18 protein-coding genes are annotated in these 20,977 nt (G+C 43.3%); 17 read left to right on the top strand and 1 reads right to left on the bottom strand.

What is annotated here, in order from left to right:
* Nucleotides 1-49: 49 nt before the first annotated feature.
* From uppS to MP3633_RS13585, 17 genes are all read left to right on the top strand, one after another.
* A complete protein-coding gene (gene uppS / locus MP3633_RS13665; RefSeq protein WP_176335955.1) occupies nt 50-781 on the top strand; it encodes a polyprenyl diphosphate synthase in 732 nt (243 codons plus the stop codon).
* A gap of 2 nt (nt 782-783) precedes the next feature.
* Entirely contained in the window at nt 784-1,587 is an 804-nt protein-coding gene (locus MP3633_RS13660; protein ID WP_176335954.1) for a phosphatidate cytidylyltransferase, read from the top strand.
* Nucleotides 1,587-2,762, top strand: a complete 1,176-nt coding sequence (gene ispC / locus MP3633_RS13655) for a 1-deoxy-D-xylulose-5-phosphate reductoisomerase (RefSeq protein ID WP_176335953.1) — start codon at nt 1,587-1,589, stop codon at nt 2,760-2,762. Before MP3633_RS13660 ends, ispC begins: the two co-directional genes overlap by 1 nt.
* Nucleotides 2,759-4,105 carry an RIP metalloprotease RseP gene (rseP, locus tag MP3633_RS13650; protein WP_176335952.1) on the top strand — a complete coding sequence of 449 codons (1,347 nt, stop codon included), beginning with the start codon at nt 2,759-2,761 and terminating at the stop codon, nt 4,103-4,105. The genes ispC and rseP overlap by 4 nt, the downstream gene beginning before the upstream one ends.
* A 10-nt stretch (nt 4,106-4,115) precedes the next feature.
* Nucleotides 4,116-6,431, top strand: a complete 2,316-nt coding sequence (bamA, locus tag MP3633_RS13645; protein WP_244959651.1) for an outer membrane protein assembly factor BamA — start codon at nt 4,116-4,118, stop codon at nt 6,429-6,431.
* Between the two features lie 30 nt (nt 6,432-6,461).
* The gene (locus MP3633_RS13640; RefSeq protein WP_176335950.1) at nt 6,462-6,956 is read left to right on the top strand and encodes an OmpH/Skp family outer membrane protein; all 495 of its coding nucleotides are present in this window, start codon (nt 6,462-6,464) and stop codon (nt 6,954-6,956) included.
* Nucleotides 6,957-6,959: 3 nt separating this feature from the next.
* Nucleotides 6,960-8,000 carry a UDP-3-O-(3-hydroxymyristoyl)glucosamine N-acyltransferase gene (gene lpxD, locus MP3633_RS13635; protein WP_176335949.1) on the top strand — a complete coding sequence of 347 codons (1,041 nt, stop codon included), beginning with the start codon at nt 6,960-6,962 and terminating at the stop codon, nt 7,998-8,000.
* Entirely contained in the window at nt 7,997-8,434 is a 438-nt protein-coding gene (gene fabZ, locus MP3633_RS13630) for a 3-hydroxyacyl-ACP dehydratase FabZ (protein WP_176335948.1), read from the top strand. Before lpxD ends, fabZ begins: the two co-directional genes overlap by 4 nt.
* Entirely contained in the window at nt 8,434-9,210 is a 777-nt protein-coding gene (lpxA, locus tag MP3633_RS13625; protein WP_176335947.1) for an acyl-ACP--UDP-N-acetylglucosamine O-acyltransferase, read from the top strand. The genes fabZ and lpxA overlap by 1 nt, the downstream gene beginning before the upstream one ends.
* 63 nt (nt 9,211-9,273) lie before the next feature.
* Nucleotides 9,274-10,431, top strand: a complete 1,158-nt coding sequence (gene lpxB / locus MP3633_RS13620) for a lipid-A-disaccharide synthase (protein WP_176335946.1) — start codon at nt 9,274-9,276, stop codon at nt 10,429-10,431.
* Entirely contained in the window at nt 10,431-11,030 is a 600-nt protein-coding gene (gene rnhB, locus MP3633_RS13615) for a ribonuclease HII (protein WP_112137292.1), read from the top strand. The genes lpxB and rnhB overlap by 1 nt, the downstream gene beginning before the upstream one ends.
* Nucleotides 11,031-11,034: 4 nt before the next feature.
* The gene (gene dnaE / locus MP3633_RS13610) at nt 11,035-14,511 is read left to right on the top strand and encodes a DNA polymerase III subunit alpha (RefSeq protein WP_176335945.1); all 3,477 of its coding nucleotides are present in this window, start codon (nt 11,035-11,037) and stop codon (nt 14,509-14,511) included.
* Between the two features lie 84 nt (nt 14,512-14,595).
* A complete protein-coding gene (gene accA, locus MP3633_RS13605; protein WP_112137296.1) occupies nt 14,596-15,543 on the top strand; it encodes an acetyl-CoA carboxylase carboxyl transferase subunit alpha in 948 nt (315 codons plus the stop codon).
* Nucleotides 15,544-15,628: 85 nt separating this feature from the next.
* Nucleotides 15,629-16,933 carry a tRNA lysidine(34) synthetase TilS gene (gene tilS, locus MP3633_RS13600; protein WP_176335944.1) on the top strand — a complete coding sequence of 435 codons (1,305 nt, stop codon included), beginning with the start codon at nt 15,629-15,631 and terminating at the stop codon, nt 16,931-16,933.
* Between the two features lie 155 nt (nt 16,934-17,088).
* Nucleotides 17,089-17,295, top strand: a complete 207-nt coding sequence (locus MP3633_RS13595; RefSeq protein WP_239495710.1) for a DUF1656 domain-containing protein — start codon at nt 17,089-17,091, stop codon at nt 17,293-17,295.
* A 4-nt stretch (nt 17,296-17,299) separates the two neighbouring features.
* A complete protein-coding gene (locus MP3633_RS13590) occupies nt 17,300-18,160 on the top strand; it encodes an efflux RND transporter periplasmic adaptor subunit (RefSeq protein WP_176335943.1) in 861 nt (286 codons plus the stop codon).
* Between the two features lie 10 nt (nt 18,161-18,170).
* Nucleotides 18,171-20,216, top strand: a complete 2,046-nt coding sequence (locus tag MP3633_RS13585; RefSeq protein ID WP_176335942.1) for an FUSC family protein — start codon at nt 18,171-18,173, stop codon at nt 20,214-20,216.
* A gap of 20 nt (nt 20,217-20,236) precedes the next feature.
* On the opposite strand, the gene MP3633_RS13580 is transcribed toward MP3633_RS13585, so the two are convergent.
* Nucleotides 20,237-20,917, bottom strand: coding sequence for a nucleoside/nucleotide kinase family protein (locus MP3633_RS13580; protein ID WP_176335941.1), 681 nt, complete (start codon nt 20,915-20,917; stop codon nt 20,237-20,239).
* Nucleotides 20,918-20,977 lie beyond the last annotated feature (60 nt).

Genomic DNA, 20,977 nt, shown 5'->3' with positions numbered 1-20,977 from the left:
TAAAAAGGGCGAGCTTTGGCTCGCCCTTTTTATTGACTAGGGTAAAGTTATGTCTGAATTGGATGGCGCTGATTTTGATTCAGTGGTCGGACCAGCTCATGTTGCCATCATAATGGATGGTAATAATCGCTGGGCAAAGAAAAAACATCTTCCAAGCATTGCGGGCCATACGGCAGGTGCTACTGCTGTTCGCCGAGTGGTTGAGGCCGCGGCCAGATCTGGTGTTGAGGTATTAACGCTATTCGCCTTTTCTAGTGAGAACTGGAAACGACCTAAGTTAGAGGTTGATGGTTTGATGGCGCTGTTTATGCGCTCTCTCAAAAAAGAGCTAAAACGATTGAATGAGCATAAAATCCGGCTTCGGGTTATTGGCGATCTTTCGGGGTTTAGTTCTGGTTTGCAGAAACAAATCCAGAGTGTTGAAGACGCCACAAAAGATAATAACCAAATGACATTAGTGATTGCGGCGAATTATGGTGGTCGTTGGGATATTGCGCAGGCTGCGAAAAAAATAGCCGAGCTCGTTATGTCAGGAGCGTTGTCGCCAGAAGATGTCGATGAAGCGTTATTAGGGCAACATGTAGCCTTGGCTGACTTACCTCCGCCTGATTTGTTAATTAGAACATCTGGGGAAGAGCGTATTAGTAATTTCTTACTTTGGCAAACCGCTTATTCTGAGTTTGTGTTCCTTCCGGTGTTGTGGCCGGATTTTGATCAACAGCATTTTGATGACGCGATTCAGGTGTATCAAAATCGTCAACGTCGTTATGGTGGTCGATAGCCATGTTACTTCCTCGAATTTTAAGTGCCATAGTCATGGCTGTTTTGTTTATTTGTGCGGTTTTTGTGCTCGAAGAGTCACATTTTATTGTCGCCATGGCGGGTGTTGTGTTGCTGGCTGGCTGGGAATGGGCTCGTTTATCGGGCGTACGTAGTCAAATAGGCCGCATTGGATTTTCTGTTCTTATTGGTGTTGTGTGCTTTTGGGTTTTCAATTTCAATTTACAGAAAGCGTCACTTTATATTAGTCCTTTGTTATGGGGCTTAGCGCTTTATTGGGTGGTGCGTTATCCAGCGCCTTTATTGTGGCGTCATGTTGTTAGTCGCTTGTTATTTGGCATTTTTGTGTTGCTTACAACTTGGACTGCCTTGGTTGTTTTAAAGCAGTCAGATGATTTCGTCGTCTGGGTTTTGCTGTTGATGGGATTGATCTGGGGTGCTGACTCTGGTGCTTATTTTGCGGGTCGAGCTTTCGGGAAAAGAAAGTTAGCAAAATTTGTCAGTCCGGGTAAATCATGGGAAGGCGTTATCGGTGGTTTAGTGTTGACTCAGGTGGGTGTGGTTATATTTGCCATATTAAGTGGGTTCACGTTAACCCAGTGGAGTATTCTCACGGTTATTGCGTTATTAACTTCCTCGGTCTCGGTGTTGGGTGATTTAACGGAAAGTTTGTTTAAGCGACATGAGAAGCTAAAGGATTCGAGTCATTTGATTCCTGGACACGGCGGTGTAATGGATCGTGTCGATAGCTTAACGGCGGCAGCGCCTATTTACGTTTTATTGCTAAGTTTGGCTGGATGGCTTTGATGCAAGGTATTTGTTTATTGGGTGCAACAGGGTCAATTGGCCAAAGTACGCTAGATATTATTGCACAGCATCCGGACAAATTTGTTTTGATCAATGCATCAGCGAACGAAAGTGTGGACAAAATGGCAGAAATTTGTCGCCGTTTTAAGCCGCAGCGTGCGGTGATGGGATCCGAAAAAGCGTGTAATGAATTGGCTCAGCAGTGCCAAGGTTTGGCAACGTCATTTGAGTGGGGAGAGGCTGCTTTAGAAAGTATTGCTTCTGATTCTGCTGTTGATCAGGTGATGGCGGCCATTATGGGGTTCGCTGGCCTTAAGCCTACGTTAGCGGGCGTTCGTGCTGGCAAGCGTACATTGCTGGCGAATAAAGAATCTTTGGTCACGGCGGGAAGACTGTTCATGGATGAAGTGGCGCGTCATGATGTTACGCTTCTTCCAATAGACAGTGAGCACAATGCGATTTATCAAAGTTTGCCGCAGACTTCTTCCGGCGCTCATAAGCAGGATGTGTCAAAGATTATTCTGACTGCATCCGGCGGGCCCTTTAGGACGTGGTCTTTAGATGATATGAGCTCGGTGACACCAGCGCAGGCGTGTAAACATCCAAACTGGTCAATGGGGCAAAAGATATCTATTGACTCCGCTTCCTTGATGAATAAAGGGTTGGAGTTGATCGAAGCCTGTTGGTTATTTGATGTAACACCAAATGAGGTGGATGTGGTTGTTCACCCGGAAAGTATTATTCATTCTATGGTGTCATATCGCGATGGGTCGGTGATTGCTCAGATGGGAAACCCTGATATGAAGATCCCGATTGCGTATGGTATGAGTTGGCCAGACAGAGTCGAGACAAACGTGGCTCCGTTGAATTTAATTGATGTCGCGCGTTTGAATTTTGAGTCTCCTGATTTGTTGCGTTTCCCCAATTTGAAGTTGGCTGCTGATGCCTGGTTTATGGGAGGGACGGCCATGGCGGTATTGAATGCAGCGAATGAGATTGCCGTGGCAGCTTTTTTGAACCACCAGATTGGCTTTCTTGATATTGCAAAATTGAATGAACAGGTTTTGACTGTCGCAAATATTGTGGCGGTGAATACGCTTGATGATGTTTTTGAAGCGGATAGATATTCTCGCCACTTGGCACTGGATATGATTTCTCGCGGTAAGTTTTCATGATACTAAATATCCTTTCTATTGTTGTCGCCTTAGGTCTTCTGATTACCTTTCATGAATTTGGTCACTTTTTTGTGGCTCGACGTTGTGGTGTTAAAGTACTGCGTTTTTCGGTCGGTTTTGGGAAGCCTATCTATCGCTATGTAGGTAAGACCGGCACAGAATTTACATTAGCCATGATTCCGCTTGGCGGGTATGTGCGAATGCTGGATGAACGTGAAGGGAATGTTCCTGAGTCATTGAGAAGCCAAGCTTTTAATACAAAAACGGTTTGGCAGCGCATTGCTATTGTGGCGGCCGGTCCGATTGCTAATTTTATTTTGGCGGTTTTTATATATGCGTTGGTGGCGATACTGGGTGTTCAGTCTATTGCGCCAAAAGTGGGTCAGATTGAACAAGATACCCCGATGTCTCAAACGCAAATCCAAGCCGGAGATGAGCTTATTTCAATCGCTGGTGAATCGGTAGCATCGTGGGAAGATGTAAATTTAGTGTTAGCAGGCTTGATTGGTAAAACAGGAACCATTATCGTTCGGTACCAACCTGATGGATTGAGTTCGTTACAAGAAGATAGTGTGCGTCTTAATCGATGGCTTGTTGGTGATGAACCTAATAATTTGATTAAAGCGTTTGGTTTGGCACCATGGCAGCCGCTTATTTTACCCATTATCGCTCAGGTAGTGGAGGGCGGTGCGGCGGCTGAGGCAGGTTTTCTTACTGGAGATAAAGTTTTAACGGTAAATGATCAACCTGTGGCAAACTGGCAGCAGTTTGTTGGGTTAGTGCAGGCAAGTCCAAGCAAGGCGTTGGCCGTTGAAGTGCAGCGTGTACAAGGCTTGACTAAATTATCATTATTACCTAATTCTACCGAGCAAAATGGTAAAGTGATAGGGTATGCTGGGCTGGCTGTAGTTCCCCCTAAATGGGACGAAAGTCTTATCCGGGAGCAATATTATGGCCCATTTGATGCACTTTTTTATGGTGTTGCACAAACGTCTAAAATGGTATCTTTAACGGTTTCCTCTATCGGAAAAATGTTACAAGGACTGATTTCGGTCGATAATTTATCTGGACCGATAACGATTGCAAAAGTGGCGAGCGCATCAGCCGACTCTGGATTGCAATCTTTTTTAAAATTCATGGCTTACCTGAGTGTCAGTTTAGGGGTGCTTAATTTGTTGCCTATTCCAATGTTAGATGGTGGGCATTTGTTGTTTTTTGGCATTGAAGCTATTCGTCGTAAGCCTGTCTCTGAGAAAATTCAGAGTATGGCGTACCGTGTTGGTGCTTCTCTTTTATTTGCTCTAATGGCCATCGCCATTTTTAATGATATTGCCCGCTTGTAGAGAGGTATATGTGAAATTCGTTCCAGCGGTGTTGTTGGCTTTAATAAGCGTGCAAAGTTTTGCAAAAACAGTAGAAGATGTTCGAATCGATGGTTTAGTACAAATGCCATCAGCACGAGCGTTTGATGTCATAGGGTTCGATAAGAGTGAGTCCTATGATTCAGATAAAGTATATCAAGCTATTAGTTCTCTTTTTAACACCGGTTACTTTAGTGACATTGATGTGTATGAAGAAAGCAATGTCTTGATTTTTGATGTGGCTGAGCGACCTTCTATCGGTAATTTAACCATAGAAGGTAATGAGCTCATTAAAACAGAAGACTTAGAGAGAGGCTTGAAATTATCAGGCCTTGAAATTGGTGAAATTTACAAACCTGAAACCTTAAATCAGATCGTGCAGGAGCTTCAGCGCCAATATTACGCTCTTGGTCGTTATAGTGCCAAAGTGGATATAACTGTGGAGGATATGCCTCGTAACCGGACTGGTATTGTTATCAATATCGATGAAGGTGATACAGCGAAAATAGTCCATATAAACATTGTTGGTAATAAGGATTTCGACCAAGAAACGCTTACGAAAAACTTTGAGGCGGAAGAGACAGGGTCTTGGAATCCCTTTAGCTCTGCAGATGAATACGCAAAAGCGAAGATAGAGGGTGACATAAATACTTTAAAAAGCTTTTATTTAGACAAAGGCTATTTAGATTTTAGTGTCGTTTCTAGCCAGGTGAGTTTGTCTGCGGATAAACGTGACGTTTATATTGTTATTAATGTTGATGAGGGTAAACCTTATAATATTAATAAAGTGTCGTTAAGTGGCAGTTTACCGATTGCAGAAGATCGTGTGTGGAAGCAAATCTCTCAGAAACGTGGTGATGTTTTTTCTCGTAGTGAAGTAACTAAAATCATTGAGAAAATATCAACTGAATTGGGTGATGATGGTTATTTGTTTACTAACGTGAATGTGATTCCAGAAAAACTAGAGAACCATACCGTTAACCTTAGTTATCAAATTACTCCTGGTCCCAAAGTCTATGTTCGCCGCATCACGTTTAGTGGTAATAGTGAAACACAAGATGAAGTATTACGCCGTGAAATGACGCAATTTGAAGGGGCTTTGGCAACGCACTCTAAAATACAATCTTCCAAACGTCGTATCGAGCGCCTTGGTTTTTTCGGAAGTGTTGATTTAAGAACACGTCCTGTTGCTGGCACCTCTGATCAGGTTGATCTTGATGTCGTTGTACAAGAGCAAGCCTCCGGTAGTATCCAGGCGAGCATTGGCTATTCGCAAGAAGATGGTACTGTGCTTGGATTTGGTGTCTCTAAGCGTAACTTTTTAGGGACAGGGAATAAACTGTCTTTTAATGCAACACGTACAAATCAAACGCAAGATTACTCTATTAATTACGATAACCCATATTTTACTGTAGATGGTGTGAGTCGTGGTTTCCAAATTTTTTATCAAACCAGTGATCATGCTGATGATGATGTGGAAGATTATGACCTTGATGAAATTGGTGCTGGAGTAAGCTACGGTTATCCGATTTCTGATACACAGCGCCTGTCTTTTGGCATGACGGTGAAAGAAAGTACGGTAAAATTAGGGTATGACCCATCCAATGAAACTCAAGATTATGTCAATACGCATGGCGACAATTACGACGATTTAATTGGCAGCTTAACGTGGAGTGACAGCGATTTAGTGGGTGGTGTATTACCAACGGATGGTTACTCAACCAAAGCTTCTTTGGAAGTTGCGTTGCCTGTGGGCGATCAGCAATATGCCAAGCTTGGACTCACGTCGCAAAAATACTGGAATTTAAACAGTTCTGATCTGTGGTTGTTCCGGCTAAAAGGCCGTTTAGGTTATGGTACTGGCTACGGAGATACAGATAGTTTACCTTTCTTTGAAAACTATTTTGCTGGTGGGTCTTATTCTGTTCGTGGTTATGGGGCTTCTTCTTTAGGGCCAAAGAATTCGTATTCTAGTACTTCTACTAATACTAGTTCCGCCTTGGGTGGTAATATTTTGATGACAGGTACGGCGGAACTTATTTTTCCTTTACCGATGGTCGAAGATCATAAGTCTGTTAGAACGGCTTTCTTTTTAGATGGCGGTAATGTTTTTACTGACGCATGTTATTCCGGCAATACAGAGTGTAACGAAGGTATTGATCTATCAGAAATACGTTACAGTGTTGGTTTGAGTTGGACTTGGATCACACCCATTGCACCCTTGTCATTTAATTTTGCCAGGCCTTTAAATGCAAAAGATGGCGATAAAACAGACTTTTTCCAATTTCAGTTAGGAACCACTTTTTAACTTAGAGCATATCATTTAAGAGGATCGACAATGAAAAAAATCATAACTGCAATTTTTACTCTATGCTTCATGAGTAGTGTACAAGCAACAGAGGTGGCTGTTATCGATTTTAGAGCGGCGCTTCTCGCGAGTAATATCGGTCAAGAAGCCGCTAAAGAGCCTAAACAAAAAGTCGCAGAGATGGATGCTCGTTTAAAAAAAGAACAGGCTGATCTTGAGTTATTGGCTAAAGATTTGAAACGAGATGAGTTAACGCTTTCGGAAGGTGAATTTAAAAAACGTCGTCAAGCACTGGCAGAGCATGATAATAAGGTGCGAGCAATGGCGGCTAATATGCAACGCCAAGCGAAAGCGTTAGAGCAAAAGCTAATACAGTCTTTAACGCCTCAAGGCGAAGCTGCGTTGAAATCTTTAATCGAAGAGCGCAAGTTAGATTTAGTTTTGAACAGACAATTAAGTTTATACGCTGATGCTGACGCGGATCTTACCGATGAATTGGTGAAACGTATTAATAAGGACAACTAATCTATGAGCCACACGCTAGGGCAATTGGCTGCTAAGGTGCAAGGTGTTGTTAAGGGAGACAGTGATCTTCTGATTAAAAAATTAGGCACACTGAAAGACGCAACAGAATGCGAGCTCAGTTTTTTAGCAAATTCTAAGTACCAAAATCAGCTTGCCTCTTCGTCCGCAGGTGCTGTTCTGGTGAAGACTGAGGCGCTGGCTCAACTGGTTGAAAATGCCATTGTTGTATCAAACCCTTACCTAGCGTTTGCTCAGTTATCTCATTTGTTTGTGCCGCCCGTTCAATGCTGGTCAGGTGTTCATCCAAGCGCTGTTATTTCCCCTAAGGCGACCATTGCCGATGGTGTGGTTGTCGGCCCTAACGTTGTTATTGATGATGACGTAAATATCGCCGAAGGTTGTGCTATAGGTGCAGGGTGTGTCATTGGTCGTGGTGTTAAAATAGGTAAGGGCACACGTTTATACCCTAATGTCACCTTCTACCACGATGTCGTTGTCGGTGAAGCGTGTATTTTTCATAGCAGCGCGGTTATCGGAGCGGACGGTTTTGGTTTTGCTCCAAAAGAAGGGGGCTGGGAAAAAATTGATCAGCTAGGGTCGGTTGTCATTGGTGACAATGTTGAGATAGGGGCTAGTACAACAATTGACCGTGGTGCAATCGAGAATACCCTAATTGGGCACGGTGTAAAAATTGATAATCAAGTTCAAATTGCTCATAACGTGGTAATTGGTGATAATACAGCGATTGCCGCGAGTACCGCGATAGCCGGCAGTACAAAAATTGGTTCTTTTTGTACTGTTTCAGGAGGTGTTTGCATTGCAGGGCATTTAACGCTTGCTGATAACGTTCATATTACTGGTATGAGTATGATAAGTAATTCTATTGCAGAAGCTGGTTCTTACTCTTCTGGAATGGGAATGGAACCAACCGCAAAATGGCGTCGAACGGTTGCTAGAGTCAGAAGAATAGACGATATGGCAAAGCAGTTTTTACAATTGAAACAACAGGTTAATAAGTTTTTAGAGAAGGTTGATAATAAATGATGGACGTAAATGAAATTCGCCAATACTTACCTCATAGGTATCCGTTTCTATTGGTGGATCGTGTTATTGAACTGAACTTAAACGAGTCCATTATAGCGTATAAAAATGTCACCATTAATGAACCATTCTTTAATGGGCATTTTCCAAATCATCCAGTCATGCCTGGTGTTTTGATTATTGAGGCAATGGCTCAAGCGGCTGGTATTCTTGGTTTTAAAACCATGGATAAAAAACCAGAAGATGGTTCGATCTATTACTTTGTTGGCTCTGATAAAGCACGTTTTAAGCGTCCAGTTGTACCTGGTGATCGATTACAACTAGAAGCAAAAATTGTTACAGAAAAACGTGGTATTTGGAAATTTGAGTGTAGAGCAACGGTTGATGGTGAATTAGCGTGCTCTGCAACTATTCTGTGTGCAGACAGGAAGATATAGTGGCGATACATCCAACAACTTTAATCGATTCGAAAGCAGAGATTGACTCCGATGTGGAGATTGGTCCCTTTTGTGTGATTGGACCGAATGTAAAAATTGGTGCTGGTAGTATTATTAAATCGCATGTTGTCATCAATGGTCATACGACAATTGGATATAATAATGAAATTTATCAGTTTGCTTCTGTTGGAGAGGCGAACCAAGACAAAAAGTATAAAGGTGAACCAACACAGCTGGTTATTGGCGACAGTAATGTGATTCGTGAAAATGCGACGATTCACCGTGGTACTGTTCAAGATACTGGTATTACTGTGGTCGGTAATCACAACTTATTTATGGCTAGTACGCACATTGGTCACGATTGTATTGTTGGTGACCATAATATAATGGCTAACTTTGCAGCTTTGGCTGGTCATGTCAAAGTGGGTGATCATGTTATTCTTGGTGGTTATACTGGGATTCATCAGTTTTGTCAGGTGAACTCATTTAGTATGTGCGGTATGGGATCAATGGTTGCTAAAGATGTCCCTAGGTACATTATGGTTTCTGGAAACCCAGCCAAGGCTCATGGGATGAATTTTGAAGGAATGCGTCGAAGAGGTGTGGCTTCTGATGTTATCCGAGCTTTGCGTTCAGCCTACAAGAGAATATATCTCAAAGGATTAACGCTAAATTCCGCGCTAGAAGAATTGGAGAAGGGAGATATGTTTCATATTCCTGAGGTGGCTGAGTTCATCTTATCCATTCGGCAGTCTAAACGTGGAATAATACGATAGGCACTATGTTTAAAAGAAAACCCCGGACAGTTTCGGGGTTTTTTATTATTAGAGGTTGTATAAATGAAAGTGATGTCTCCGATACGTTATGTTGTAGTCGCAGGTGAGGCTTCAGGTGACATTTTAGGCGCTAATCTGATTGCTCATTTAAAAATATTGCAACCCAATGCTATTTTTGAAGGAATTGGTGGGCCGTTAATGGAGGCTCAAGGCTTCAAGACGGTTGTGCCAATGGATCGATTATCCGTAATGGGGCTGGTTGAAGTGTTGGCGCGTTTAATAGAGCTTCTTGGTATACGTAAACGTTTGTATCAGTCCTGCTTAGATAACCCACCAACGGCCTTTATAGGCATAGATTCCCCTGATTTTAATATGCCTTTAGCAAGGAAATTAAAAAAATCTGGTATTCCAACCGTGCACTATGTCAGTCCTTCTGTCTGGGCATGGCGTCAAAAACGCATTTTTAACATCAAAAAATCGGTTGATTTGATGTTGGCGCTATTCCCGTTCGAGCTGCCTATCTATCATGAACACAATATTCCTATTGTTTGTGTTGGTCATACGTTGGCCGATGAAATACCCCTAGATAGTGATGCTCTTGAAGCAAGAGATACGCTTAACTTAGGCCCAATTAATGGACCTGTGTTTGGTATTTTGCCTGGTTCTCGCGAAGGTGAAGTGTCTCGTTTAGCACCTCTTTTCGTAGAAACAATGAAGCGGATTAAGCAAAAAGAACCCGATGCTGTTTTCTTGATGCCAGCGGCTAATGCGGCAAGACGAGTGCAAATAGAGTCGATACTTGAGGGAGCTAATGCAGAAGCCATTCTTATTGACGGTCAATCGCGTACTGTTATGGCCGCATCTGACGCTATTTTATTGGCATCAGGGACGGCGGCTCTTGAAGCCATGCTGGTGAAACGTCCTATGGTCGTGTCTTATCGGGTCAATAAAGTGACTTATGCCATCATGTCTCGAATGATTAAGGTGCCTTATGTTTCTTTGCCTAATTTATTGGCGAATGAGGCCTTAGTTCCTGAGCTACTTCAAGATGCCGCGACGCCAGATAATTTAGCTACACGATTGCTGCAAACTTGGCGATCTTTTAATGGTGATAAAACCATTCAAGCTAAGTATCTTAATTTGCATAAAATGTTACGAAAAAATGCTGGAGAAACGGCGGCGAAAGCGATTATTTCTATGCTTGAAGAGAAAGCGAAATGATGGAGCCTTTTGTAAGTCAGGTATATTTTGGTGATTTATTGGCCGGGACTGACGAAGCTGGAAGAGGTCCTTTAGCGGGTGAGGTAGTTGCCGCTGCGGTGATTCTAGACCCAAACCGTCCAATTGCAGGTTTGGCTGATTCCAAAAAATTAAGTGAAAAAAAACGCGAAGCGTTGTTTGTTGAAATACAAGAAAAAGCCGTAGCCTATGGTGTTGCCAGTGCGACGATAGAAGAAATTGACGAGATAAATATTTTACACGCCAGTATGCTGGCAATGTCTCGAGCTGTCGCTTTATTGTCGGTTGCACCTGAACATGTATTGATAGACGGTAATCGTATTCCTCCCAACCTTCCTTGTCCCGCTGAGGCAGTGGTTAAAGGGGATGCTCGGCACGCGGCTATTTCTGCCGCGTCTATTTTAGCCAAAGTGACCCGTGATAGAGATATTGTGCAGGCGGCTAAAATTTATCCTCAGTATGGATTTGAAAAACATAAAGGGTACCCTACTGCCTTGCACCTTAAAGCCATTCAAGTGCATGGCATCACGCCGATTCATCGACGCAGTTTCGGCCCAGTTAAAAAGATTTTAGAGAGATAATATTTTGTCCGCATCGTTTATACACTTACGAGTACATACTGAGTTTTCCTTGGTTGATGGCTTGGTAAAAATTAAAGGGCTGCTTGGTACTGCCGAGTTATTATCCATGCCAGCCGTCGCCATTACTGACGAAAATAATCTGTGTGGTTTCGTGCGTTTTTATAAGGGTGCGATGGATAAAGGCATTAAGCCTATCTGTGGTGTTGATGTTGTTGTCGACGAAGATGATGAGATGGATTCTCGATACCGTCTTACCTTGTTAGCAACGTCAAATAAAGGCTACAAAAATATCATCGAAATTATTTCGAAAGGGTATCAACTTGGTCAAGTGGACGGTCGTCCAATTGTTCAGCGCGAGTGGATTGAAGCTTGTTGCGATGATGTTATTGCTTTATCTGGAGCGGGTTTTGGCGATATTGGTTTGTTGCTGCAAAAAGGTCGACAGGATCAGGCAAAAAGTCGTTTGGCTTATTGGATGTCGATATTTCCTGAGCGTTTTTATATTGAGTTACAGCGAACTAGCCGTCTTGGGGAAGAGGAGTATATACATGCTGTTGTTCCTCTTGCTAGCGAACTTGGATGTCCAGTCGTTGCGACGAATGATGTTCGTTTTTTAAAGCGTGAGAACTATGAAGCCCACGAAGCTCGTGTTTGTATACACGATGGTGTGACTTTGGATGATCCACGTCGTAAACGCCGTTATTCAGAAGAGCAGTATTTTAAGACGCCAGAAGAAATGGCTGCACTTTTTGAAGATATTCCTGAGGCGCTTGAAAATACCGTAGAGATTGCCAAACGCTGTAGTGTGGATGTGTTGCTGGGCAAATATTTTCTGCCTGACTATCCTGTGCCAGAAGGGATGACGATGGAGGCGTTTTTTAGTGAGTTGTCTTACGATGGCTTAACTGAACGCTTTAATTTTTTGACTAAAAAGTATGGTGAGCGAATTGAAAAACGACGTCAAGAATACTGGGACCGTTTGGACTTTGAATTAAACATTATCAATCAGATGGGGTTCCCTGGTTATTTCTTGATAGTAATGGACTTTATCCAGTGGGCAAAAGATAACGACATTCCCGTTGGCCCAGGACGAGGATCTGGTGCCGGCTCCTTAGTGGCTTATGCTCTGAAGATTACCGATCTTGATCCACTCGAGTATGATTTGCTATTCGAACGGTTTTTGAATCCTGAGCGGGTTTCCATGCCCGATTTCGATATCGACTTTTGCATGGAAAATCGTGACCGAGTAATCGACTATGTCTCGCGTACTTATGGTCGTGATGCGGTTTCTCAGATCATCACCTTTGGGGCGATGGCAGCTAAAGCGGTAGTGCGAGACGTGGCACGAGTGCAAGGTAAGCCCTACAGTCTTGGTGATAAGCTTTCTAAGTTGATTCCTTTTGAAATCGGTATGACCTTGAAAAAGGCCTTAGAAGAAGAGCCTGCATTACCTGAGTTTTTGGCTGGGGACGAAGACGCCGCTGAAGTCATGGAAATGGCTATTTCACTAGAAGGCGTGGTTCGTAACTTTGGTAAACATGCCGGCGGTGTGGTTATTGCCCCGACAAAATTAATAGATTTTGCGCCGTTATATTGTGAAGAAGATGGTTCAGGATTAGTTACTCAGTATGACAAAAATGACGTGGAAGAAGCGGGACTGGTGAAGTTTGACTTCCTCGGCTTGAAGACGCTTACCGTCGTAGATTGGGCGGTTAAAAACATTGACGCTATTAACGAGTTGGAAGGTAAGCCGCCGTTAGATATTGCACTGATTGATTTGGAAGACAAGTCCACCTATGACTTATTAAAGCGAGCCGAAACGACGGCGGTATTCCAGCTGGAATCTCGCGGTATGAAAGAGTTGATAAAGAAACTTTTGCCATCGCGCTTTGAAGATATTATCGCCTTGGTGGCCTTGTATCGACCTGGGCCACTAGGCTCCGGCATGGTAGATGACTTTATTAACCGTAAGCACGGGCGTGCCGAGCTGGCGTTCCCTCATTCTGATTATCAACATAACGATCTTATTCCTGTTCTAGAGCCAACGTACGGCATTATTTTGTACCAAGAACAAGTAATGCAGATTGCCCAGGTGCTGGCAAAATTCTCTCTAGGTGGTGCAGATTTACTTCGTCGTGCCATGGGTAAGAAGAAAGCAGAGGTAATGGCTGAGCAGCGTTTAATCTTCATGGAAGGTGCGCTAAAAAACAATGTTGATAAAGACCTGTCAGGTAATATTTTTGATCTGATGGAAAAGTTCGCAGGTTATGGTTTTAACAAATCTCACTCCGCGGCTTACGCATTGGTTTCTTACCAAACGGCTTGGTTAAAAAACCATTATCCTGCGCCATTTATGGCTGCAGTTTTGTCTGCCGATATGCAAAATACGGATAAGATTGTTATCTTCATTGAAGAATGCCGCTCAATGAAGTTGGTGTTAGAGCTGCCCAATGTGAATGAGTCTGTTTTCAAATTCACCGTCAATCCGAAAGGCGCTATTGTCTATGGTCTGGGAGCGATTAAAGGTGTGGGTGAAGGCCCAATCGAAGCCATTGTTGAAGCGCGAAAAGAAGGCACTTTTGAGCACATTTTTGATTTTTGCCAGCGTGTCGGGCGTAAAGTTAATAAGCGCGTTATGGAAGCGTTGGTTCGCTCGGGTGCTTTTGATACGATTGGACCGAATCGTGCCACGCTATTTGCTTGTATCGATGAAGCGCTGAAGCGGGCCGTGCAGGACGCGAAAAACCACGACGCTGGTATGACGGATTTGTTTGGCATTGCGGTAGAAGAAAATACGGAGGATGCTTATAAGGAAATAGGTACTCAGCATGAATGGCCGCCGCGTCAGCGACTTGATGGCGAGAAAGACACATTGGGTCTGTATGTGACAGGTCACCCGATTGATGAATATGAAAAAGAGATTCGTCGCTTTGTTCGTTCAAAAATTGTAGATCTCCAGCCTAAGCGTGGTGATACGCAAATTATGGCTGGCCTGATCGTGGACTTGCGGATTACCAAGAGCAAAAAAGGTGGTAATATTGCTTTTGTCACTCTAGATGACCGCTCTGCTCGTATTGAAGTAACGGTTTTCCCAGATAGCTACGAAACCTTTAAAAACGTTATTATTAAAGATGAAGTCGTGGTTGTTGAAGGCGAAATCTCGGTGGATGAGTTTCGTGGTGGACAAAAAGTTATTGCTCGAAATATCCTTGATATTGCTCAGGCTCGAGTTCGCTATGTTGAGGCTTTGCGTATTACTTGGACTTCAGAGACGGTAACACCAGCTGAAATCAAAACATTGGCAGGGTACATGGAGTCATATCGTGGGGACGGCTGTGATGTGGTGATCGGTTTTGATACCGCTGAAGCATGTGGTGATATCCGTTTGGGAACAAGTTGGAAAGTTCGTCCAGATGACGAATTAATTCATCAACTTCAGAAACAATACGGTAAACAAAATGTTCAGTTAGTGTATACTTAGTCTCATTTAATAGAGCTATAGGATAAAAGCTATTTGCTTTTTTTCCTTAAATTTTATGGCAACCAAACAGTAGTGTAATTAAATATGAATTTAGATTATCTCCCTTTTGAGCAGCCGATTGCTGAACTTGAACAAAAAATTGAAGAGTTACGTTTAGTCGGTAACGATGATGAAATCAACATAGGCGATGAAATTAGTCGTCTTGAAGATAAAAAAATAGCGCTGACCAAAAGCCTATTTAGTAATTTAGGGGCATGGGAAGTTTCTCAGTTAGCGCGTCACCCAAAGCGCCCATATACACTTGATTATATAAAACACGTTTTTACTGACTTTGAAGAAATGCATGGAGACCGTCATTATGCGGATGACCGTGCGATTGTTGGTGGTATTGCTCGTCTAGATGGCCGTCCGGTGATGGTAATTGGTCATCAAAAAGGTCGTGAAGTAAAAGAAAAAGTACTTCGTAACTTTGGTATGCCTCGTCCAGAAGGTTACCGCAAAGCGTTACGTTTAATGGAAACCGCTGAACGTTTTAAATTGCCAATTATTACCCTTATCGATACACCTGGAGCGTATCCAGGAATTGGTGCTGAAGAGCGTGGTCAAAGTGAAGCGATCGCTTTTAACTTGGCTGTTATGTCTCGCCTTAAAACACCAATTATCTCTACTGTGATCGGTGAAGGTGGTTCTGGTGGTGCGTTAGCAATTGGTGTTTGTGATGAGCTAATGATGCTGCAATACGGTACTTACTCTGTTATTTCTCCTGAAGGTTGTGCGTCTATTTTGTGGAAAAGCGCAGACCGTGCTTCTGATGCTGCTAAAGCGATGGGGATTACGGCTCAACGACTTCAAGAGCTGGGCTTTGTGGATACTATTATCCAAGAGCCGTTAGGTGGTGCGCATATTGCTCATGAGCAAATAGCAGAAAATTTGAAACAAAATGTTATTGCGGCCTTAGATCGAATGGAAGCATTAACGACAGATGAGCTATTGGCTCGTCGTTATAATCGTTTGATGTCATACGGCTTGTAATTATTTAGCTATGCTAAAAAGCCTCCTATATTAGGGGGCTTTTTTGTTTGTGTTCACTCTTAAGCGCTTTGCCGCTGAGGCTAGGATGAAGTATTCAACTCTAAAGCCAATGACGTTGTCGTCACCTCTTCGTTTCAGCCCTGAGTGGGTTGATGAGCTATTCATGCAGGCGAAAACAGTGTGGGTTGGTTTTAGTGGCGGAGTGGATTCTCACGTATTGCTTCACTCGTTGGTGAGTCAGCTCACGTCTGAGCAAAAGCAAAAACTGGTGGCGATTCATATCCATCATGGGCTGAGTACGAATGCGGACAATTGGCTTAAACATTGTGAATCCATCTGCAACGACCTTGGTGTAAATTTTGTTGTTGAACACGTACAGCTAGAAGTTCAAGCCTCTCTTGAAGACGCGGCTCGTAATGCCCGTTATCACGCTTTTCAAAAAAACATTGGTAATCATGGGGTTATATTGTTGGCCCATCACGCTGGGGATCAAGCCGAGACGGTTTTGTTTCGACTCCTTAGAGGTACTGGCGGAAAAGGATTAGTTGGTATCCCCGAAGAAAGATCTTTAGGTGAAGAGGGGGCTAAATTAATTCGACCCTTATTGTATGTATCCAAAGCAGAGATTGAGAGTTACGCTCAACACCAGCAACTTGATTGGATTCAAGATGAATCTAATTCAGATGAGCGTTTTACACGAAACTTCCTGCGCCAAAGAGTTGTCCCTATTCTTAAAGAACGATTCCCTAAAATGGAGCAAAATATCGCTTCCAGTGCGCAACGTATCGCCACTGATTACAGCATGCTAGCGCAATTCGCTAGCCAGCAATTAGACGTTTGGTGTAATGAGTTTGGTGGCTTAAAGTTATCTTTTATTGCGGATAAAGAACGAGAGGAACGACTGTTTTGGCTACGTCAATTTCTGCAACGAAAAGACACATCATTGACTCATTCTCAGCTAGAAAGTATTAATGATATGTTTGCAAGTGGAGAAGATAAGCAGCCTGAGTTTGTGTTTTCTACTGGGCGTCTTATGCGCCATCAAAATGTTATTTATCTATTACCCCTTGATCAAGTCGTCGTGCTAGCACCGCTTGCATCAGGTGAGGTACTTAAGCGTCCTTTTGATGAAATTCGTGTTCGCGGAAGTAATAACTGCGTACTGAAAGCGCGCCCCGAAGGCGCAACGCTTATCATGTCGAACGGCAAAACGCGAAAACTTAAAAAATGGCTTAATGATCAACAAGTACCAAACTGGTGGCGAGAGCATCTTCCGTATTTATATGAAAATGATACGCTGATCGCCATTGGAGGCCTTTGGTGTCATCCCGATCATTCTCATCTCGATATCGAGTGGCGGATCAATCTAAGTTTACCGCTGCCTAAATAGGGTTGGTACAGTAAATGCCTGTTATTGTATTTTTATTTGGCGGTTAAGTGCGCATTTCTTTGGTGTTATCTCTTTATAATTCTATCCTTTATTAGATGTGCGTTTTTTTTAATGCTTAGCGACACTGTCTAACGTCTTAATATGACAGGATACTCATGATGCTTCAGGCTGTTGTTTTTGGTGGGATGGAATTTAGTCCGCTGGTTGTTTATTTCCCGATTGCTTTTTTACTAGCCGCGTTAACGCGTTTTGCACTGCATCGTTTGAACTGGCATGACCGTATTTGGAAGGTGGCTTGGTTTGAAGTGTCTTTGTTCGTTTGTTACTTAGCGCTGACTGTTTATTTATTAGGTGGAAGATAAAACAATGGCTAACTATCTACGCATTTTTGTCACTGTATTCATTGTTGTGGCGGCTGTATTTGCCGGAAGGTGGGTGTGGAATGACTACATGCATTCACCTTGGACACGCGATGGGCGTGTTCGTGCAGATATCATTACTGTCGCTCCTGATGTGTCTGGTTGGGTGACGAACTTAAATATAGGCAATGATCAGCTTGTTGAAGAGGGTGAGTTGCTTTTCAGTGTTGACTCAAAGCGTTATCAGGCGGCATTAAATCAAAGTAAAGCGAATACAGAAAATGCTTTGTATTCTTGGCAATTGGCGAAGCACAAATATGAACTTCGTGTTGAGTTACGACATCAAAAAGCGATAAGCGCTGAAGACTTAGAGTCTGCTCGTATCAGTACCGCTATAGCAAAAGCCAATTATGATTTAGCGCAAGCACAGCAAGCAACAGCGCAGCTGAATTTGGATCGTACTCAGGTGTATGCGCCGGCGACAGGTCATATCATTAACTTGAATTTGCGTCAGGGTAACTATGTTGGACAAGGTGTATCTGTTTTGGCTATTGTTCGATCAGACTCGTTTTACGTGACAGGGTATTTTGAAGAAACAAAAATACCGCTGATTCATTTAAATCAAAAAGCCAAAATGCTCTTGTTGAGCGGGGGTAAGCCATTAACGGGTCATGTCGTGAGTGTTGGTAAAGCCATTGCCAATACGAATACACAAAGTAATGGTCAACTTTTGCCACAAATTCAGCAAAGTTTTAACTGGGTACGTTTATCACAGCGTATTCCAGTGGACATCAAATTTGACCCGCTCCCAGGGAATATGCAACTTAGCGCTGGCATGACCGCCACTGTTCATCTTACTAAGCAGTAAGGAGACTCTGTTGGGGATTGTATTTCGTAATCTGTTTTTTCCCGAAAAACAGGCCGTTATTTTTGCTCTAAAAGGCGTCATTGCCATGGCGATGTCGCTGGCAGTCGCTTTGTTTTTAAATCTTGATCGACCTTATTGGGCCTTAGTTTCCGCCATTTTTCTACAAATGCGCCCTGAAAGTGGCTTAGTGGTTGAAAAAGCTATTTGCCAAATCGTTGGTACGGTTGTTGGCGGTTTGTTTGGCATATTTTTACTAACTCAGTTTGTGTCTTACCCTTATGTAGCGTTGGGGGTATTGGCGTTATGGCTGGGGTTGAACTCCGCCTTGTCAGCGATGGTTCGTCAGGCCAATTTTGTTTATGCATTTGCAATGGCCGCAGTCACTGCGGTAATAATTGTGTTGCTAGTGATGGCAAGTCCCTCTACAGCTAGCAGTCAAGCCGTATTTGATGTTGCTCAGGCGCGAGTGAGCGAAATCATCATTGGCTCTATTTGTGCGGGCATTGTGAGTCATTTATTTTGGCCGGTAAAAGTAAAAGACAGCCTGCAAAAACAAGCGCAATCGGTAATTAATCAAACATTACAGTATCTGGTGACTGAGTTAGACACTGAAGGTTCCCACGAAGCACGTCATAAACAGCTTGACGGTATTATGACGACGTTAGGGGTGGTGAGTGAAGATTCCAGTGCAGTGAGTTATGAAGGGCCAAAGGGGCCGGGGCGCTCGCGTGCCGCGAATCAATTGGGTCAAAAAGTACTGTCTTTATTAGCGTTGGTGCAAATATTTGGTCGTTTACAGCGTCGCCATACCGAGCTGATGACGCCTGCCTTGACTCAATTACTCGATCAATTACGCGAGGCGTTTACTCGTATTGCCGAATCCAATGATTTCGATTATTGCTTAGAGCAGGTTAAAGTATTGCGTCGAGATCTTGCTGATTATCGAGCGAACAATGACACTGATGTTCCTTTTGAATCGCATATGCTGAACGTTGGTGCAGACATCACTGCAGACTTGACTGTTCTATTGCGTGCCTACAAAGCGTTAGAGGAGCGCGATAGCACCTTATTAAATGCGCCTAGTATGGTGACGTATCGAGATCCGTTGGCCGGATTGGCGATTGGACTACGTACCACTGTGGTGTTCTTAATCGGTGCGTGTATTTGGGTTAGCACAGGTTCTACGTCCGCGTTGATGATTATGATTTTACCCGTGATTTTTTCGATCATGTTAGCCAGGCTGCCTTTAGTGATGTTGAGAGTGGTGCTGAAACGTCTGTTAATTGGTGTAGTTGTTGCGACGTTCGTCGCCATTTTTTTCGCCTTAAATTTATTATCTCAAAGTACAGGGCAATTAGAGATTTTACTGCTTGTGTTAGTGGGGCCTTATTTTATCGGGTTGTTGCTGCTTTTCGACCGTCAAACGTTGCCCTATGGTTTGGGTTTTTGCATTCCATTTTCAATTCTCGTTAGCCCAAGTCGAGACATGAGCCGAGCTTTTTCTATTGACTACACACTGAGTACTGCCATGGCTATTTTTGCTGGAGTGTGTATTTTATTTTGGGTATTCCATTTAATTACGGGGCCAAGTGTTCAGTTATTGGTGCATCGAATTTTTAAAACGACGCATCAAGACTTATTGGATATTAATCAACAAGTAAGCCCTGCAGCTTGGTATAACCGCCGCATGGCCGACAGGCTACTACGCTTAACCAATTACGATCAAGGCTCTAAATCGCGAGCTATTACAGACCTTGCCTTAACTGCGTTGAATCTCGGTCATGTGTCTATTCGAGTGCGTTCAATTTGTGAAAGTTTGGCGGGAAAACAGCTCGCATCGTTGGCGATTTGGCAGACCGCGCTGGCGGACGCTTTTTTATTGGCGACAAAGGGTAAATATAACGATCACTTTGAACGCGCCAGCGATCAGCTTTACGATGAATTACAGGCGTTGGTCGAAGAGGCTAATCAACTTGAGGCGATTCAAGGTATGTTTTTGCGTATTAACCTAACGTTTGAAAGAAGTGCTGAGTCAATTTTTGATCAGAGGCGCTAGAGAATGAGTTTAGAAAAGCGCTAGACCTTTATTAGCCAATCGGCCTGATTTCTATAGCGTGCGACCAGTTCTGCATTCAATCCGTCGCTCTGATTAATTCTCTGCATAGCTTGTTCATGGCTGAAGCCCCATGCGTTCATGTGGCGTTGTGCTAAACGTTCAATAGCAACGTTTAAAGGGATATCCAAAAACCAATGCTCATTAAACAGTGACTGGGATGCTTGCCAGCCATCTTGTTGATGCAGCAAATACAAACCTTCCACTAATACGACTTTTACCTCTTTTTTTATTTTCAAATCGTCTTCAATTGGATCGCCGAGTGCATGATCAAAACTGGGCCATAGAATCTCTTCATGAAGATAACCTTGTTGAATCCTGATAACTCGTTCAACAAAGGCGGCGCTGTCAAATGTCCATGGTGCACCTCGTCTTGCCAGCGCTTCTTCTGCATTAGGTAATACCAGAAGTTGGGCCTTTGAAAGATGGAATCCGTCCATTGAAAGGCAAGTGACTTGTTCAGCTAATGGGGCTGAAAAATGCGATATTAAATGATTGGCTAGGGTGCTTTTCCCAGATCCGGGTCCGCCTGTTAAGCCAATAAGTGTGCGCTCGGGTTTGTCGAGAGCGGTTCGGATTTTGAGTAAAGCGTCTTTTACATCGGAAGAATAAGCGTAGAAATGATCAATCTGGGAAGCGGTCATAAGTTGTCCAGAGTTTGGTTGATGGGCCGAAAAATGTATTGAATGCTAATGGGCGAATGA

This window comes from Marinomonas primoryensis (genome assembly GCF_013372285.1).
GTDB lineage: Bacteria > Pseudomonadota > Gammaproteobacteria > Pseudomonadales > Marinomonadaceae > Marinomonas > Marinomonas primoryensis.
Note: the sequence above shows the minus strand (reverse complement) of the source record. Positions and strands in the feature narration are given on the sequence as shown.

Bases quoted from the DNA above. Each gene is read 5' to 3' on its own strand.
- lpxD (WP_176335949.1), top strand. From the start codon at position 6,960: ATGAGCCACACGCTAGGGCAATTGGCTGCTAAGGTGCAAGGTGTTGTT.
- accA (WP_112137296.1), top strand. From the start codon at position 14,596: ATGAATTTAGATTATCTCCCTTTTGAGCAGCCGATTGCTGAACTTGAA.
- uppS (WP_176335955.1), top strand. From the start codon at position 50: ATGTCTGAATTGGATGGCGCTGATTTTGATTCAGTGGTCGGACCAGCT.
- MP3633_RS13660 (WP_176335954.1), top strand. From the start codon at position 784: ATGTTACTTCCTCGAATTTTAAGTGCCATAGTCATGGCTGTTTTGTTT.
- MP3633_RS13640 (WP_176335950.1), top strand. From the start codon at position 6,462: ATGAAAAAAATCATAACTGCAATTTTTACTCTATGCTTCATGAGTAGT.
- ispC (WP_176335953.1), top strand. From the start codon at position 1,587: ATGCAAGGTATTTGTTTATTGGGTGCAACAGGGTCAATTGGCCAAAGT.
- MP3633_RS13590 (WP_176335943.1), top strand. From the start codon at position 17,300: ATGGCTAACTATCTACGCATTTTTGTCACTGTATTCATTGTTGTGGCG.
- tilS (WP_176335944.1), top strand. From the start codon at position 15,629: ATGAAGTATTCAACTCTAAAGCCAATGACGTTGTCGTCACCTCTTCGT.
- fabZ (WP_176335948.1), top strand. From the start codon at position 7,997: ATGATGGACGTAAATGAAATTCGCCAATACTTACCTCATAGGTATCCG.
- rnhB (WP_112137292.1), top strand. From the start codon at position 10,431: ATGGAGCCTTTTGTAAGTCAGGTATATTTTGGTGATTTATTGGCCGGG.
- lpxB (WP_176335946.1), top strand. From the start codon at position 9,274: ATGAAAGTGATGTCTCCGATACGTTATGTTGTAGTCGCAGGTGAGGCT.
- MP3633_RS13580 (WP_176335941.1), bottom strand. From the start codon at position 20,917: ATGACCGCTTCCCAGATTGATCATTTCTACGCTTATTCTTCCGATGTA.
- MP3633_RS13595 (WP_239495710.1), top strand. From the start codon at position 17,089: ATGATGCTTCAGGCTGTTGTTTTTGGTGGGATGGAATTTAGTCCGCTG.
- rseP (WP_176335952.1), top strand. From the start codon at position 2,759: ATGATACTAAATATCCTTTCTATTGTTGTCGCCTTAGGTCTTCTGATT.